Below are 15,851 nucleotides of genomic sequence, written 5' to 3' on the forward strand. Positions count from 1 at the left end.
TCCCGAGCTTTTCATTAAATATTCTAGACTTCTTATTAGCCTCTACAAAGTTTTGATTAAGCATTACAATTGCGTGATTGAGTGGTACACCTGCGTTATTAAGCGTTCACGTTCAGTTTTTAACCATTCCAGTTGCGTTATTGGTCATTCCCCAAGAGTTATTGGTCATTCCCCGAGTGTTATTGGTCGTTCCAACAGTCATCAACACGTCATTGCGATGCTGACTGCAAACGTCAGCAGAAGCAATCTCATAGTCCATAAGTAAACAAACAGATTACTTCGGTCGTACCTCCCTCGTAATGACAATCAACCAATAACCAAATTAACAAATCAGCAAGTCTCCCGACCTTTAGCGTCGGGAATCATCGGTCATCTGCCATCTGTCATCAATTGTCAATCGTCAATAATTACCCAATAACAACAAACCCAAACAACAATCAAGAGCTATTTGGGTTTTTATAAATAGTAATTCGTTTTTATCTAATCTAATTTCGGCAGTACAAAGTCATCTAATGCACTTTTTTCTTTCATTAAGGCTTCAATCTCATCAGACTTGCGTGGTGCTTCGGCTGATAAGTTTACAGGACCTTTATCGGTAATTAATATATCATCTTCAATACGCACAGCAATGCCCCACCATTTTTCATCACAAGGGCTTCCATCAGGAATATAAATTCCAGGCTCAACCGTAATAACCATATTAGCTTGTAAATCACCATAATCGCCTGGATCATGAACGTCTAACCCTAAATAATGTGAAGTTCCATGAGGGAAATATTGGCGTGCTTCATCTACTGTTTTAACAATGCCTAATCTTACTAAACCTTCATTAACCACTTTTCTACTAGCTGCATCAACAGACCTAAATGGTGCACCAACTGTAGAAGCCGCAATACCTGCCTCTTGGGCATCATAAACAATATCGTAAACAGCTTTTTGCTCTGGTGTGAATTTACCATTTGCTGGTATAGTTCGGGTAACATCAGCTGTATAACCATGGTATTCTGCACCTAAATCCATTAAGACCAAATCGTTTTCCAATTTCATTTTCGTATTTTCTATGTAGTGTAATACACAACCATTGTTTCCTGCTCCAACAATACTTGGATAACCTTCATACTCACTACCATATTTTTTGTAAACATACTCATGAATACCTTGTACTTCGGTTTCAGACATACCAGGATGCATAGCTTTCATAATCTCGCGTTGCCCCATGGCCGAAATTCGCACTGCTTTATTCAGTAAAACCATTTCTTCTTCAGTCTTCAACTGGCGTAAACTTGCCATAATAGTTGATAATGATTTGGTATCTAAATTACTTTTTGGTGCTTCCGATTCAATTCTAATAACCTGTTGCTTCAACTCAATACGGGTTTTATCATCAGTGGCATTTACATAGCCAGCAATAACCTCATCGTTTTCCAATTCTGGAAACTGCTCAAAAGCCCTGCTAATCATCTGTGCCACATTAGCACTATTTTCTACCTCTGTAGCTTTTATCATCTCATAAACACGCTTTTTTATAGGATCTTCATCAACAGATTCATCAAAATTCACTTGTGTTTTAAACGATTCTACTAAACTGTATAAATCGGCTTTATCACGTTTAGAATCACGATAATCATTATTAAAATTATTAAACATGACTTTGTTAAACGCACTATAATCTATTCCAGAGTTCGCAAATTCAGATCCATTGTAGGCCACATCAAAACCCAATTGATTTTTAGCACCTTCTATTCCTAACCGTCTTCCCGTCCACTGTTCTGCTTGCGCATTTCGTTCCTGTACATATAAAATTTCATTATAGGTATTACCCTTGTCATCGGTTTGATTGTCTTTAAAAACCACCAATACAGCATGAGGTTCTTTATAACCTGTTAAGTAGTAAAAATTAGGATCTTGATGATACACATAATCCACATCGTTAGCACGATTTCTCACGGGATTGGCAAAAAATACAGCAACACTGTTATCAGCCATTTTAGCCCGCAAAGCAGCACGTCTTTCTTTGTGGAAATCAGCACTCAAATAATCGGTTGGCAAACCATCTTGTGCAAAAATGGTCATTGAAAAGAAAAGTGAGCAAAGAATAAATAATTTTAGTTTCATTATGAATGGGTTTTAAGAGCCCTAAAATAATTTTTAATTGTGAAAAGCACCATATAAATAAAAAAAATTAACAAAGTTTTAATTGCAGAATATCAACCCAATCCTAAAATAAAACAGATAATTTTCAATACTTTTGCGAGTAAATTAATGACAAATAAATCGCATTTCGTAACAACGGAATCAAAACCTATTTTTTGATGAAAAATACCGCTTTAACTGAAACACACATAGCTCTTGGAGCAAAAATGGTTCCTTTTGCAGGATACAATATGCCAGTACAATATGAAGGCGTAAACATAGAACACGAAACTGTACGTAATGCTGTTGGTGTGTTTGATGTATCACATATGGGTGAATTTTTAATAGAAGGTCCTCATGGTTTAGAACTTATTCAAAAAGTGACGAGTAATGATGCTTCAAAATTAACAGTCGGCAAAGCACAGTATAGCTGCTTACCCAATGACAATGGTGGTATTATTGATGATTTAATAGTTTATCGTGTCAAGGAAGAAACCTATTTATTGGTTGTTAACGCTAGTAATATTGAAAAAGATTGGAACTGGATAGAATCTAAAAATGATGTTGGAGCTACTATGCGTGATTTAAGTGAGGACTATTCCCTCTTGGCAATTCAAGGTCCAAAAGCTGTTGAGGCTATGCAAAGTTTGACCAGTCATGATTTATCAGAAATTAAATTTTACAATTTTGTTGTTGGTGATTTTGCAGGTATAGAACATGTTATTATTTCAGCGACTGGTTATACAGGAAGTGGCGGATTTGAAATTTATTGTAAAAACAATGAGGTTAAACAAGTTTGGGATAAGGTCATGGAAGCTGGAGCTGATTTTGGTATAAAACCAATTGGTTTAGCTGCCCGAGATACCTTGCGGTTAGAAATGGGATATTGTTTATATGGTAATGATATTGATGATACAACCTCACCTTTTGAAGCTGGATTGGGATGGATTACAAAATTCACCAAAACATTTACTAATTCCGATAAGCTTTCAGAAGAGAAAAAACGTGTTTTAAGACGTAAATTAATTGCTTTTGAATTAGACGACAAAGGTATTCCTAGAAGTGGTTATGATATTGTTGACAGTAATGGTGAACTTATAGGTAAAGTAACTTCTGGAACCATGTCTCCTTCCTTAAAAAAAGGTATTGGTCTTGGATATGTTGCTCCAGCATTTAGCGATTTTGGTAGTAAAATAAATATTCAAATACGTAAAAATGCCGTTCCTGCTACTGTAGTAAAATTGCCTTTTTATAAAGGTTAACACGATGATTGATTACCAAAACATTTTAAACACCATTAACCAATCTGTTAGACAGGAAAAAGACAAAGGTAAAATAGCCAGTTACATTCCTGAATTGGCCAATGTTGATATTAATAATTTTGGTGTTCATTTACAATTAATTTCTGGTGAACAATATGCTGTGGGAAATTCGCAACAGCTGTTTTCTATTCAAAGTATTTCAAAAGTTTTATCTCTGGCATTGGCAATGTCTCAAATGGGTACTGCCATTTGGAAACGCTTGGATGTTGAACCTTCCGGAAACCCCTTTAATCACTTATCGCTTTTAGAGTTAGAAAAAGGCCTTCCCAGAAATCCTTTTATTAATTCGGGTGCTATTGTTATAGCCGATATTTTAGTGTCAAATTTAGAAAACCCCAAAACAGATTTTTTAAATTACGTACGTGATATAACAGGCGATAACAGTATAAATTATAACCTCAAAGTAACTCAATCAGAAAAAGAAACTGGTTTTAAAAATTATGCTGCAGCCAATCTTCTAAAATCGTTTAACAACTTAAATAATGATGTTGAAGTTGTATTGGATTTTTACTTTCATCAATGTGCATTAGAAATGTCATGCGCACAACTCAGCAAAGCTTTTTACCTTTTTGCTAACAAGGGTGAATGTTTAGCCAGTAAAGGCCGACTTACCAAAAGTCAAGCCAAGCGTATAAATGCCATTATGCTTACTTGTGGATTTTACGATGAGGCTGGCGAATTTGCCTTTGAAGTTGGATTACCTGGTAAAAGTGGTGTTGGTGGAGGCATCGTTGCTTTATTACCCAATGAGTTTGTAATATCCGTATGGTCTCCAGGATTAAATGAGCGTGGCAACTCCAAACTAGGCATGCAAGCCCTTGAACAATTTACCACACTAGCCAATCAGTCTATTTTTTAATTCGTTTATTTTTAAAATGTAAATGAAGAAAGAAGAAAATAAACATACCATATTAATACTTGGCGCCAGTGGTTTTATAGGAAATGCTATATATAAAGAGCTTTGTGGCTACTTTAGAACCTTTGGAACGTATAGAACTCCCAAACGGGAATTTGAAAAAAATCATCACTTTTTTCAGTATGCTGTTGAAGAAGATGATGTTTTTGAAATATTGAACATCGTAAAACCAACCATAATTATTTCATCATTACGAGGAGATTTTTCGGCACAAGTTATTGCTCATACGCACATAGTGGATTACATGAAATTACATAAGTGTAAAATGCTATTCTTATCATCTGCCAATGTTTTTGATGGCTACAGTAAGTATCCCAGTTACGAAAATGACAAAACTTACAGCAATAGTGTTTATGGACATTTCAAAATAAAAATTGAAAATATGCTTATGCGTTTACCTAAAAAGCAAGTAGCCATTTTGAGATTGCCTATGGTATTGGGAAAACATGCTCCGAGAGTTGAAGAGATAAAGTTATTGTTAAAAGAAAAAGAGCCTATTGAAGTATTCCCTAATTTAATAATGAATGTAACTTCAGATCTGAAAGTCACACAACAAATCCATTATATAATAAATCGCAATAAATTCGGAATTTATCATTTAGGAAGTCAGGATTTAGTGCATCATGAAACTTTTATTGAAGAAATTATTGAGTCATTAAATGCCAAAAACCCTATTATAAAACGCGTTTACACAACAAATGATGATAGATATTTGGCTGTTTTACCCAAAGAGCATTTACTCCCAAAGCATTTACAATTACAAAGCAAAGATGTTTTAAAAGAATTAATACAATAAGTTCAATTTTAGTAAGTATTTCATTACTTTTAGGTAATAAACCTATAAAAATGAAAAAATTAGATCCACAAGACATTGAAAAGAAATTATTGCGTTTCCCAGATTGGGAGTATTATGATGGTGCGCTTTACGCTGAATTTGAATTTGATAATTTCAAAGACTGTTTTAGCGCTATGAGCCGCATTGCTTTTGAATGTGAAGCTCAAAATCATCATCCGGAATGGACAAATGTTTATAACGTACTATCCATTTCATTATCAACGCATGACGCTGATGGTGTAACCGATAAGGATTTCAAACTAGCAGAAGCTATTGAAATGATTGTTGAAGTTCAAGATTAATTACTCCAATTTTTTTATTACTTTTCCCTTCTAATTACTAACCAATTGATGATTTTTAAATTTAGGAGTCTTGCCTTACTATTCCTTTCTATTCAAGCTTTAGGACAAGACCATACCCTTTTTTGCAAGCAACTTGAAGCTGTTCATGAAACAGTAAACCAACATCACTACAATCCTAAACCAGTTGATGATGATTTTTCAACGGCTGTTTATCATTTATTTATCAATAAACTGGATGATAGACAACACTTATTTACTCAAGAAGACTTGCATAGTTTCAGCAAAGACTCACTATTATTGGATGATTATGTAAAGAACAATGATTGTGATTTTATTTTAAAATATACATCAACTCTTGACAACCGAATTCAGCAATCTAAAGCCATCCTTGAGAATCTAAAAAGCACAACATTTGACTATACAGGAAAAGACACCTTATATTTTGATGCTGATAAAAAGTTTAAATATTTTAAAAGCGAAGCTCATCAAAAAAGATATTGGAACAAACGAGTACGATACGAAATAATTACCAGCATTATTGAAAAAGATTCCCTGCTCACAAATGCTGAAGCTAATTTCACTTCACTAGAGAAAACATTGAAGCCTAAAATCATTCAGCAGCAAATTTGTATTCTAGATGAACTTTTAAACCAAAATGGTGGGATTGAGCGTTTTGTGAAAGAAGCTTTTTTAAATGCTTATCTACATTATCAAGATCCGAATTCAACATTTTTTAATGCTTCTGAAAAAACACAATTTGAAACCTCTGTTTCAAATAATCAACTATCCTTTGGCCTTTTTACTGGTAAAAATAAAAATGGTGAAATAATCATTACCTATATACAACCTGGTAGTTCTGCATTCAAAAATGGTACTTTAGAAGTAAATGATATTGTAAAATCACTGGAATCAAATGGCGATGTTTTAGAAACCTATTGTGTTGCAAACAATGATATAATGGCTTTTTTGAATGATTCCAATCATAAGACTGTACACTTTGAATTAAAAAAACAAAACGGCACTATTCAGACAGTCAGATTAACCAAAATTAAATCAGAGGTCGAAACTAATAATATTACAGGCTACATTATAAAAAATGAAGAAAAAAATATTGGCTACATCAAAATCCCTGGATTTTATACAGATTTAGAAACACCAAACGGTTTAGGTGTTGCCAATGACGTGGCTAAAGAATTATATAAGCTACAAAAAGAATCAATTAACGGTTTAATCCTAGATTTGAGATTTAACTCAGGTGGCTCCATGAAAGAAGCAACTGACTTATCGGGAATGTTTATAAACAGAGGTCCTTTAGCAATTATAAAACATAACAATGGCGAACAGTTTACAATAAAAGATTCGCAACGAGGAAGCTTATTCAATAAACCCTTATTAATTTTAATTAATGGTTACAGTGCTTCTGCTTCAGAATTTTTTGCGGGAGCCATGCAAGATTACAACCGAGCTGTTGTTGTTGGCTCACCAAGCTATGGTAAAGCGACTGCTCAAGTAATACTACCACTCCATGAAAATTCAAGCTATGGCTTTGTGAAATTGACTGTAGAAAAATTCTATCGTGCTACTGGAAAAAGTCATCAACAATTAGGCGTCAATCCTGATATTAAGCTACCATCCGTTTTTGATAATTTTGATTCAGGTGAAAAAAATATGCCATATGCTTTAGGAAATGATACTATATTACCTCAACTAAAACTCATGCCTTTAAAAAAGGTATTACTTAAGGATATCGCCAATAAAAGCTATGCGAGGCAAAAACAAGACAGTAGTTTTTTAAAAATACAAAACGTAAATACGGCTGTACTTAATAAGTTAGTACACAAAAAAAAGCAATACCCATTAACGCTCAATAATATTTATGATGATTTTAATGAGTTTAAAACAATTTGGAATGCCTTTAATTCTCTTAAACTAGAAAAAGAAGCTTTCCAAATAACCAATTCAGATTCTACAACCGAAATTATCAGCTACAGTGATGAAGACAAACAACAGAATCAGGAATATTTAACATCACTTTCAAGAGATGTTTATATTAATGAAGCACAAAAAATTCTAACCGATATTATTAATCAAACCAATAACCATTAACATGAAAACCAGTATTAAGACCTTATTTGCCATAAGCTTATTTGCCATTTCTATTAATTCATTTTCTCAAAGCTTTTCTAATGCTTCAGAATATTTGGATTTTGTGGCTGCCGAACAAGAAGAGATTACAAAAAAAATGTGGCGCTATACAAAAGCTCTTGCACATAGTAAAAATGACAGAAATATAAATAGTAAACGTAAAGCATTAATAAAAACAACTGAACAAGCCATAGAAAAAATTGAAAAAGCTGATGGCTATGATGGCAATGAGTATAAAAACCAAGTACTTAAACATATGCGATTAAATGAGAGCTTACTCAAAAACGAGTACGCTGACATTGTTGATATGAAATCGGTTGCAGAACAATCTTACGATTTAATGGAAGCTTACATATTAGCACAAGAATTAGCCGATGAGAAAATGAAAGAGTCTCAAATGGAATATGAAACAAATTTTTATTCCTTTGCAGCAAAAAATAATATTAACATTATAGAGAGTGAAAGTGATTTAGGCAAGAAAATGGCCATTTCAAATGAGGTCTTTCAGCACTACAATAAAATGTACTTAATTTATTTTAAGGTTTATATTAATGAAGTTTACCTCATGGATGCCTTGAACAAACAAGACGTTAGCGCAATACAACAAAATGCCAACGCTTTGAGTCAAAGTGCAAAAGATGGCTTGGAAATTCTAAAAACTGTTGAAACTTATAAAAACGATAATTCTATTGTGGAATCCACAAAATCGGCCTTTGAATTTTTTATTGACGAAGCCGATAATCAAATACCTAAGCTAGTTGACTTCTTGATACTTAACGAAGATTTTGAGACTATTAAAACCACATTAGAGAAAACACCAGAACGCAAAAGAACAAAAGATCAGATAGATACTTATAACAAGAAAGTAAAAGAGGTTAATAAAGGAGTAAAAACATACAATAGCATTAATCAAAACCTAAATAGTAACAGGCAAAAAGCGCTAAATAATCTCAATATGACTAATGAAAAATTTTTAGCACGACATATTCCAAACGATTAGGTTTTTATTAAATTTGTCAATGAAATTTATAAATATAAAATAGAATATGGGAAGAGCTTTTGAATTCCGTAAAGCACGAAAAATGAAACGTTGGTCTGCTATGAGTAAGGCCTTCACTAGAATTGGAAAGGATATTGTAATGGCAGTTAAAGAAGGTGGTCCTGATCCAGATAGTAATTCTAGATTGCGTGCCGTGATTCAAAATGCCAAAGCCGTAAATATGCCCAAAGATAATATTGAACGTGCTATAAAACGCGCGAGTGATAAAAATCAAGGGGACTATAAAGAAGTTATTTTTGAAGGTTATGCGCCTCATGGTATTGCTGTCTTGGTTGAAACTGCAACTGATAATAATACTCGAACTGTTGCTAATGTAAGAAGCTATTTTAATAAATGTGATGGCAGTTTGGGAACATCAGGTTCTGTTGTATTTATGTTTGATCATACTTGTAATTTTAAAATAAAAGGTGAAGAGCTTGATTTAGAAGAACTAGAATTAGAACTTATAGATTTTGGTGTTGAAGAAATCTTTGAAGATACCGATGAGGATGCTGATGGAAATGAAATAAATAGTGTTATGATTTATGCACCATTTGAAAGTTTTGGAAAAATACAATCCTATTTAGAAGAGAATAATATTGAAATTTTATCTTCTGGATTTGAGCGTATCCCTCAAGTCACTAAACCTTTAAATACTGAACAGGTAGCAGATGTTGAAAAACTTTTAGAAAAATTAGAAGATGATGATGACGTTCAAAACGTTTACCACACCATGGAAGAAAGCACTGAATAAAAATTTACACATAATTTAACCTAAAAATCCTAAACTTCTCGTTTAGGATTTTTATTTTTATAAGTAACAAAACGTCTGTAAAAACGTTTGATAAGTAAAAACATATGACTAATCAGTATACTTCTCGCCTACTATTTTTATTTGCTATGATAATTTTTAATTATTATGGCCTTGCCCAAACTGTAAAAGGAAAAATCCAAAATCAAAATAATGAAGCTATTCCTTTTGCCACCATTCAAATAGGTGAAGATTATGGTGTTATATCAAACGATGAGGGCAACTTTTCAATCGTAACTTCTGGCTTTAAGGCGTCTGATTCTGTGACTATATCCTGTCTTGGTTATGAAAAACTAGGCATGCAGTTACAAGAATTTTCTTCCCAAAATTATACGCTTAATGAACGCGTTAATGAACTTTCCGAAGTTTATATTACTGACCGAAATTTGGGTGTTGATTCAATTATGCACTATGTTAATGCAAATTTGAAAAAGAACTACAAAATAGACTTGCAAGCAATGAAGTTTTTTGGAAGACGAACTGAATATATAGTTGGAAAAACTGCTGATTTTGAAATTGAAAAATCATCAAATTTCAAAAAGAAACAACTAGAAGCTTTTAATCAGGATTTTGATGCTTTGGAAACATCCCTATTGAACAATAAATCAAAACAATATACCGATGTGGTTTCTACACTGTATATCTTGGATGAAAATAAAGCTAAATTAAACGTTGAAAAAGCCGTTAAACTTCTTGATGAAAAAAATGACCAATCATTGGAAAAAGTTGCCGAGAAAGGAAATGATATTGTTTTAAAACATCTGGACAAAAATAGTGTTTATACTGTAAAATCAGGATTGTTTAAAATATCAGATTCTGTTTCGCTTGATAATAGAGAGGATAAAATGGGAGATAGTATAAGTTCGGTTAAAAATGTTAGAAATGCCACCTTTGGAATCATTAAAAACAACAGCCTAATATCAAACGAGCCTGATTTAGATTTTGTAAGCGAAACAAGAAAATATCGTTACGAACTAGAAGATTTGACTCTTCTAAATAATGAAATTGTATATATCGTGAATTTTGAACCCAGAAGAAGCTCTGCAAAATACACAGGTACCATGTATATTTCCAACGAAACCTTTGCTGTTATAAGGGCTGATTATAAGTTTTATGAAAATAGAATTGGTGAAAAATTCAATCTGCGTTTGCTTTTAGGAATAAAGTATGTAGAAAAAAATAGAGCAGGATCAGTAGCTTACAAAAAGCATAATGACACCCATTACTATCCTTACTATATAAGTGAACAAGTTGACAGATATTTTTATGTAAACCGTCCCATAAAGTTTATTGACAACGCCAACGGAGATAAAGTAGCCTTTAATTTCAAAATAGAAGGTACTTTTAAAGAACGTTCCGAAATACTTATGCTAGAGATACAAGAAATCACTAGCGCTGATTATAATAATGCTGTAGAGTCTAAAAGCATAGACTACGAAAATATCAAAACATATGATCCCTCAATTTGGTCTGATTACAATGTACTTGAACCACTGAAAGAGATGAAAGAATTTAAAGTCACTGACTAAAATGAAAAAGCTACTTTATAATAAGTAGCTTTTTTATTGGTAAATGTTTCTTTTTAGGGACATAATCGTTTACTTTATGTTTCATTTACACATTAAAATATTTTCAAAATTCATGCCAAAAATCAAGAGTATTCAGGGATTTTACCTTTAACACCCTTGAAGAAATTTTTCATGAAAGTAAAATCGGCTTCAATATCATCCGTAGGATAAAAGGGTTCAGATATTCTGTTTTGTTTATTTTGAAAATCCAACGTAAACATAATGATGGGCACATTTGCAGCTTTCGCAATGTAATAAAAACCTGTTCGCCATTCACTAACTTTTTTTCTGGTACCTTCTGGCGCTAAAGCTAATCTAAATTCTTCACGTTCTTCAAATAATTTGGCAATTGCTTCAACCTTATTTTGATTAGAACTTCTGTCTATAGGTGCACCTCCAATAGCTTTTAAATACCATCCAAAAGGACCAATAAACAGTTCTTTTTTTCCGATAAAATTTGACTTGACACCAATAACCTTTCGTAAAAGAACGCCAATATAGAAATCATGCCAACTGGTATGCGGAACGGCTATTAATACAGCTTTTTTTACTGTGTCTTTAGACATGTTGGTATTACCCACAACTTTCCAGCCCAATACTTTAAAATAGATGAATTTGGCCAGCCAACGCATATTACATTTTTTGATAAAGATCTTTTAATTTTTGGGGTGTAATAACTTTTTTCCAGTTTTTACCTATAGCATTCTCCCACAGTGGTTCTAATCCCATAGCAACATTTATCATAGTGTTAAACTCATCATCGCTCAAATTATCACATAATCCTTTTGGAATTTCAATGTTGTTTTTGGCTTTCATTTTCTTAAACAAGGCTACACCTTCTGGATAAAATTCTTCCAAATGATCAAATACAATACAATTTCCAATACCATGTTTTGTTCCTAAAACATATCCTAAACCATAACTCATAGCATGTGCTACACCTACTTGAGAATATGCAATACTCATACCTCCATGCCAAGATGCCATCATGAGTTTATCCTGCGCCTCTTCAGGAGTTAAATTGTTGTCTAAAAACAGTTCATTACACAATTCATAGGCTTTTTCACCATAGCTTTTACTAAAAGCATTTAAAAAGGTTCCATTTAAGGATTCTATACAATGAATAAAGCAATCCATCCCTGTATAAAACCACTGCTGTTTTGGTACATCTTTGGTAAGTTCAGGGTCTAAAATAACCTGATCAAAAGGCGTATAATCTGAATTTATACCTAATTTTTTGTCTGGACCAGTTAAAACGGTTGTTCTAGAAACTTCGGCTCCTGTTCCCGATATTGTTGGGATACCAACATGATAAACTGCTGGATTTTTCACCAAGTCCCAACCTTGATAGTTTTTGGATTCACCATCATTGGTAAGCATAATTGAAACAGCTTTTGCCAAATCCATAATAGTTCCACCACCAATACCTACAATTCCAGAAGGTCTTTCTTTGCTGGTTAAAATAATATCTTCAACCAATTTATCAACTTGAGAAGTTTTAGGTTCTTCATTGGCAGATATATATAAAAGCTTATCCTCATAGGCTAGAGGAATTCTTGAAGTTAACCACGAATTACCTTTAAAAACATCATCCACTAAAAATATAAAAGGTGCTTTTACACTCAACCTTTTAGGAGAAATAATTTCATCTAATTGATTAAAACTGCCGCGTCCAAAAACGACTCTGGACACCATTGGATAATTTTTATAACTCATGTAATTCGTTCTGTAACAAAAATATTATTTTTTAATTTATAAGCGGTAAAATATCTAATAAACTCCCTACGGTTTTATATTTCAGTCCATTTGTCTCACTTTCATGCACTTCTTCATGAAGCCATGTAGTATGAAATGGTACATGAATAGCGTGAGCTTTTATGTTAATTAATGGTAATACATCTGATTTTAGAGAATTACCTATCATTAAAAATTCAGATGGTTTTATATCCAAATGATTTAACAATTTAGAATAATTAACTTCTTTTTTATCACTCAACACCTCAATATGATGAAAATAATCAAGTAATCCAGATTTTTCAAGCTTTCGTTCCTGATCCAATAAGTCTCCTTTTGTTGCTAGTATTAAACGGTATTTTTGTGATAGATTTTTTAAAACTTGCTCAACACCTTCTAACAACTCTACAGGTTTATTAATCATATCCTTACCAATGTCCAAAATCTCCTTAATTACGTGATTGGATACTTTACCATTTGAAAGCTCAAGTGCCATTTCGACCATAGAAAGAACAAATCCTTTCACACCATAACCATATAATGGTAAATTTTTCATCTCCATTTTAAAAAGCTCTTGATCTATTTTATTTAAGGTTTCGTATTTAGATAATAGTTTACCAAAAGCCTCTTCAGCATCTCTAAAATATGTTTCATTGACCCAAAGTGTATCATCGGCATCAAATCCAATTACCTTTATACCACTATAATCTATTTCCATAGTTTTTTTGCACGTTCCAAATCTTCAGGCGTGTCAATTTCAACACCTTGAACATCTGTTTCAACCATCTTTATTTTTTTACTATACTCCAAATAGCGAATGCATTCTATTTTTTCCGACGCTTCAAGTTCTAGCATAGGCAATCTATAAAAATCCAATAATGCTTCTCTTCTAAAGGCATAAACCCCTTTGTGCTTAAAATATTTAGTATTCACTGTTTCATCACGAGGAAACGGAATAGGACTTCGGGAAAAATAAAGCGCAAAATTATTTTTGTCTGTAATAACCTTCACAGTATTGGGATTACTGATTTCTTCCCAATCAGTGATATTTACCATCAGGGAAGCGAGATCTATTTCCTTTGAAGCATCATTTTTAAACACGTCAATAAGCTTTTGTAATGACGTCAATTCGGTAAATGGTTCATCTCCCTGAACATTAACAACAATATCTACATCTGTCATATTCTCAACAGCTTCAGCTATTCTATCACTACCACATTCATGTTCCTTGATACTCATCATTGCCTTTCCACCATTATTCACTATTTCGTTGAAAATGATATCGCTATCTGTAACAACAAAAACCTCATCAAAAAGGTTGGTAGCAACCGTTGCTTCATAAGTTCTTAAAATTACGGTCTTGCCTTCTAGATCTTGCATTAACTTACCAGGAAATCGAGATGCGCTGTAACGCGCAGGAATCATTGAAATAATCTTCATTGGAGTAATTTCGTTTCTAATTCAAAAATACATAATTAATACAACTTCACCTACCTGATTGTATCTTTCTGCAAAATTCAAAATCATAAAAATTATTAATAGTTTCTGAATTCTATTTTGGCTTAATCCATAAAAAACTCATCTTTAAAACCAATTAAATATAATTTCTCTTTAGCTCTTGTTACGGCCGTATATAGCCATCTTAAATAATCCTTATTGACACCTTCAGGAAGATAAGGTTGCTCAACAAAGACTGTATGCCACTGCCCTCCTTGTGATTTATGACATGTAATAGCATACGAAAACTTAACTTGCAAAGCATTAAAATATTTGTTGTTTTTTACGCCTAAAAACTTTTTATAATTACTTTTTTCATCTTGATAATCCTTCATAACTTCTTGGTAGAGTCTATTGGACTCTTCGTATGGTAATGATGGTGTTTCTGCAGAAATAGTATCTAACAATAAAACGGTTTCAAAAGGTCTCATTTTTGGGTAGTCCACCATGCGAACTTTTACCTCTGCAAAACGAAAACCGTATAAATCTAGAATGTTAAATATTTCGAGAACTTCAATGATATCACCATTAGCAATAAAACCTGCTTCAGTAGTTGGTTTAATCCAAAAGTAATTGTTTTTTACAACCATGAGATAATCGCCACTTGTCAATTCATTTTCATTAAACAGAATACGACTTCTTATTTGCTGATTGTATAAATTTGCTCGTTTGTTGCTTCTAACGATAATTGCTGTTTCTTCATTTCCCAGATCGCTATAAGCTCCATTTATGGCATCCATGATTTCATGACCATCTATTAATCTAACAATATCTGAAAAGTTATTTAGTTGAAACTGAAAATCATCAAAACTATTTCCTGATAAGGTTTCCCTTAAATTGGTAGCATTGAGTAAAATCCCTGACTCCTGCTCCTGTCTTACCACTTCATCCAATTCCATTTTGGTTACATCCTTATTATAATGTAACTCCAAAGTGTTTTCATTCAATGCTGGACTTAAGTCTAATTTTACAGGAGGTAATTGAGCTGTATCACCAATGAGTAGCAGTTTACAATTATGCCCTGAATAAACATACTGCATTAAATCATCTAATAAGGAGCCATTTTCAAACAGTTTAGAATCGCCTGGAGTATCTGGAATCATAGATGATTCATCAACAATAAACAAGGTGTTTTTATGCTTATTGGGCTGAAGGACAAACTTTACTCCTCCACTTTTTTCTTTTTTTGGAAAATAAATTTTCTTGTGAATTGTGAAGGCTTCTTTACCTGAATAATTAGATATTACTTTTGCGGCTCTACCAGTAGGTGCCATAAGTACTGCACTTTTTTTCGCTTTCCATAAATTAGTAACAATTGTTCCAACTATGGTTGTCTTACCAGTTCCGGCATACCCTTTTAATAGATATAATCCTTTTTTATTTTTATCAAAAATAAAATTTGATAATTGTTGTAATACAAGGTCTTGCTTTAATGTGGGTTGGAATGGAAATTGTTGTTTAACAAGGGAATAAAATTCGTTTGAATTCATTAAAGCAGATTAAAAATTTTAATTTCATCAAATATAAGAATGATTTTTAGTCGCATTGG

At 32.8% G+C, this 15,851-nt stretch carries 15 protein-coding genes; 8 read left to right on the forward strand and 7 right to left on the reverse strand.

Translation table 11 applies throughout. From position 1 onward, the window contains the following. Positions 1–112: 112 nt before the first annotated feature. Both HGK31_RS13970 and HGK31_RS13975 read right to left on the reverse strand, forming a co-directional pair. Positions 113–259, reverse strand: coding sequence for a hypothetical protein (locus HGK31_RS13970; RefSeq protein WP_191860900.1), 147 nt, complete (start codon positions 257–259; stop codon positions 113–115). Between the two features lie 221 nt (positions 260–480). Beyond that, complete coding sequence (locus HGK31_RS13975; RefSeq protein ID WP_191860902.1) at positions 481–2,115, reverse strand: aminopeptidase P N-terminal domain-containing protein; 1,635 nt, start codon at positions 2,113–2,115, stop codon at positions 481–483. A 197-nt stretch (positions 2,116–2,312) separates the two neighbouring features. Between HGK31_RS13975 and gcvT the strand changes: the two genes are divergently transcribed. From gcvT to HGK31_RS14015, 8 genes are all read left to right on the forward strand, one after another. After that, positions 2,313–3,395: a glycine cleavage system aminomethyltransferase GcvT gene (gcvT, locus tag HGK31_RS13980; RefSeq protein WP_191860904.1), complete on the forward strand. Its 1,083-nt coding sequence runs from the start codon at positions 2,313–2,315 to the stop codon at positions 3,393–3,395. A 4-nt stretch (positions 3,396–3,399) separates the two neighbouring features. Further along, positions 3,400–4,314, forward strand: a complete 915-nt coding sequence (locus HGK31_RS13985) for a glutaminase (protein ID WP_191860906.1) — start codon at positions 3,400–3,402, stop codon at positions 4,312–4,314. 22 nt (positions 4,315–4,336) lie between these two features. After that, positions 4,337–5,167 carry a sugar nucleotide-binding protein gene (locus HGK31_RS13990; protein WP_191860908.1) on the forward strand — a complete coding sequence of 277 codons (831 nt, stop codon included), beginning with the start codon at positions 4,337–4,339 and terminating at the stop codon, positions 5,165–5,167. Positions 5,168–5,217: 50 nt separating this feature from the next. Then, the gene (locus HGK31_RS13995) at positions 5,218–5,508 is read left to right on the forward strand and encodes a 4a-hydroxytetrahydrobiopterin dehydratase (protein ID WP_191860910.1); all 291 of its coding nucleotides are present in this window, start codon (positions 5,218–5,220) and stop codon (positions 5,506–5,508) included. Between the two features lie 48 nt (positions 5,509–5,556). After that, a complete protein-coding gene (locus tag HGK31_RS14000; RefSeq protein WP_191860911.1) occupies positions 5,557–7,614 on the forward strand; it encodes a carboxy terminal-processing peptidase in 2,058 nt (685 codons plus the stop codon). 1 nt (position 7,615) lies between these two features. Further along, positions 7,616–8,653 (forward strand): hypothetical protein, encoded by a 1,038-nt coding sequence (locus tag HGK31_RS14005; RefSeq protein WP_191860913.1) that lies wholly within the window; start codon positions 7,616–7,618, stop codon positions 8,651–8,653. 46 nt (positions 8,654–8,699) lie between these two features. Beyond that, positions 8,700–9,446: a YebC/PmpR family DNA-binding transcriptional regulator gene (locus HGK31_RS14010; protein WP_191860915.1), complete on the forward strand. Its 747-nt coding sequence runs from the start codon at positions 8,700–8,702 to the stop codon at positions 9,444–9,446. 146 nt (positions 9,447–9,592) lie between these two features. Next, the gene (locus HGK31_RS14015; protein WP_223115354.1) at positions 9,593–11,032 is read left to right on the forward strand and encodes a carboxypeptidase-like regulatory domain-containing protein; all 1,440 of its coding nucleotides are present in this window, start codon (positions 9,593–9,595) and stop codon (positions 11,030–11,032) included. A gap of 122 nt (positions 11,033–11,154) precedes the next feature. On the opposite strand, the gene HGK31_RS14020 is transcribed toward HGK31_RS14015, so the two are convergent. The 5 genes from HGK31_RS14020 to HGK31_RS14040 all read right to left on the reverse strand — a co-directional run bounded on the left by HGK31_RS14020 (position 11,155) and on the right by HGK31_RS14040 (position 15,792). After that, complete coding sequence (locus tag HGK31_RS14020) at positions 11,155–11,703, reverse strand: 1-acyl-sn-glycerol-3-phosphate acyltransferase (protein WP_104735898.1); 549 nt, start codon at positions 11,701–11,703, stop codon at positions 11,155–11,157. Position 11,704: 1 nt separating this feature from the next. Then, entirely contained in the window at positions 11,705–12,787 is a 1,083-nt protein-coding gene (locus HGK31_RS14025; protein ID WP_230401639.1) for an iron-containing alcohol dehydrogenase family protein, read from the reverse strand. Positions 12,788–12,818: 31 nt separating this feature from the next. Beyond that, entirely contained in the window at positions 12,819–13,523 is a 705-nt protein-coding gene (locus HGK31_RS14030; protein WP_104735899.1) for an HAD family hydrolase, read from the reverse strand. Beyond that, positions 13,514–14,245 carry a 3-deoxy-manno-octulosonate cytidylyltransferase gene (gene kdsB / locus HGK31_RS14035; protein WP_233451137.1) on the reverse strand — a complete coding sequence of 244 codons (732 nt, stop codon included), beginning with the start codon at positions 14,243–14,245 and terminating at the stop codon, positions 13,514–13,516. Before kdsB ends, HGK31_RS14030 begins: the two co-directional genes overlap by 10 nt. Positions 14,246–14,367: 122 nt before the next feature. Next, positions 14,368–15,792, reverse strand: coding sequence for an ATP-dependent DNA helicase (locus HGK31_RS14040; RefSeq protein WP_104735901.1), 1,425 nt, complete (start codon positions 15,790–15,792; stop codon positions 14,368–14,370). Positions 15,793–15,851 lie beyond the last annotated feature (59 nt).

The organism is Hanstruepera ponticola, assembly GCF_012931685.1.
In the GTDB taxonomy this organism is placed as follows: domain Bacteria; phylum Bacteroidota; class Bacteroidia; order Flavobacteriales; family Flavobacteriaceae; genus Hanstruepera; species Hanstruepera ponticola.

What these genes read in the sequence shown, in the direction of transcription:
- HGK31_RS13990 (WP_191860908.1), top strand. Translation starts at nt 4,337, where the DNA reads ATGAAGAAAGAAGAAAATAAACATACCATATTAATACTTGGCGCCAGT.
- HGK31_RS13970 (WP_191860900.1), bottom strand. Translation starts at nt 259, where the DNA reads ATGGACTATGAGATTGCTTCTGCTGACGTTTGCAGTCAGCATCGCAAT.
- HGK31_RS14025 (WP_230401639.1), bottom strand. Translation starts at nt 12,787, where the DNA reads ATGAGTTATAAAAATTATCCAATGGTGTCCAGAGTCGTTTTTGGACGC.
- HGK31_RS13975 (WP_191860902.1), bottom strand. Translation starts at nt 2,115, where the DNA reads ATGAAACTAAAATTATTTATTCTTTGCTCACTTTTCTTTTCAATGACC.
- HGK31_RS14015 (WP_223115354.1), top strand. Translation starts at nt 9,593, where the DNA reads ATGATAATTTTTAATTATTATGGCCTTGCCCAAACTGTAAAAGGAAAA.
- HGK31_RS14030 (WP_104735899.1), bottom strand. Translation starts at nt 13,523, where the DNA reads ATGGAAATAGATTATAGTGGTATAAAGGTAATTGGATTTGATGCCGAT.
- HGK31_RS14010 (WP_191860915.1), top strand. Translation starts at nt 8,700, where the DNA reads ATGGGAAGAGCTTTTGAATTCCGTAAAGCACGAAAAATGAAACGTTGG.
- HGK31_RS14000 (WP_191860911.1), top strand. Translation starts at nt 5,557, where the DNA reads ATGATTTTTAAATTTAGGAGTCTTGCCTTACTATTCCTTTCTATTCAA.
- HGK31_RS14040 (WP_104735901.1), bottom strand. Translation starts at nt 15,792, where the DNA reads ATGAATTCAAACGAATTTTATTCCCTTGTTAAACAACAATTTCCATTC.
- HGK31_RS13995 (WP_191860910.1), top strand. Translation starts at nt 5,218, where the DNA reads ATGAAAAAATTAGATCCACAAGACATTGAAAAGAAATTATTGCGTTTC.
- kdsB (WP_233451137.1), bottom strand. Translation starts at nt 14,245, where the DNA reads ATGAAGATTATTTCAATGATTCCTGCGCGTTACAGCGCATCTCGATTT.
- HGK31_RS14020 (WP_104735898.1), bottom strand. Translation starts at nt 11,703, where the DNA reads ATGCGTTGGCTGGCCAAATTCATCTATTTTAAAGTATTGGGCTGGAAA.
- HGK31_RS13985 (WP_191860906.1), top strand. Translation starts at nt 3,400, where the DNA reads ATGATTGATTACCAAAACATTTTAAACACCATTAACCAATCTGTTAGA.
- gcvT (WP_191860904.1), top strand. Translation starts at nt 2,313, where the DNA reads ATGAAAAATACCGCTTTAACTGAAACACACATAGCTCTTGGAGCAAAA.
- HGK31_RS14005 (WP_191860913.1), top strand. Translation starts at nt 7,616, where the DNA reads ATGAAAACCAGTATTAAGACCTTATTTGCCATAAGCTTATTTGCCATT.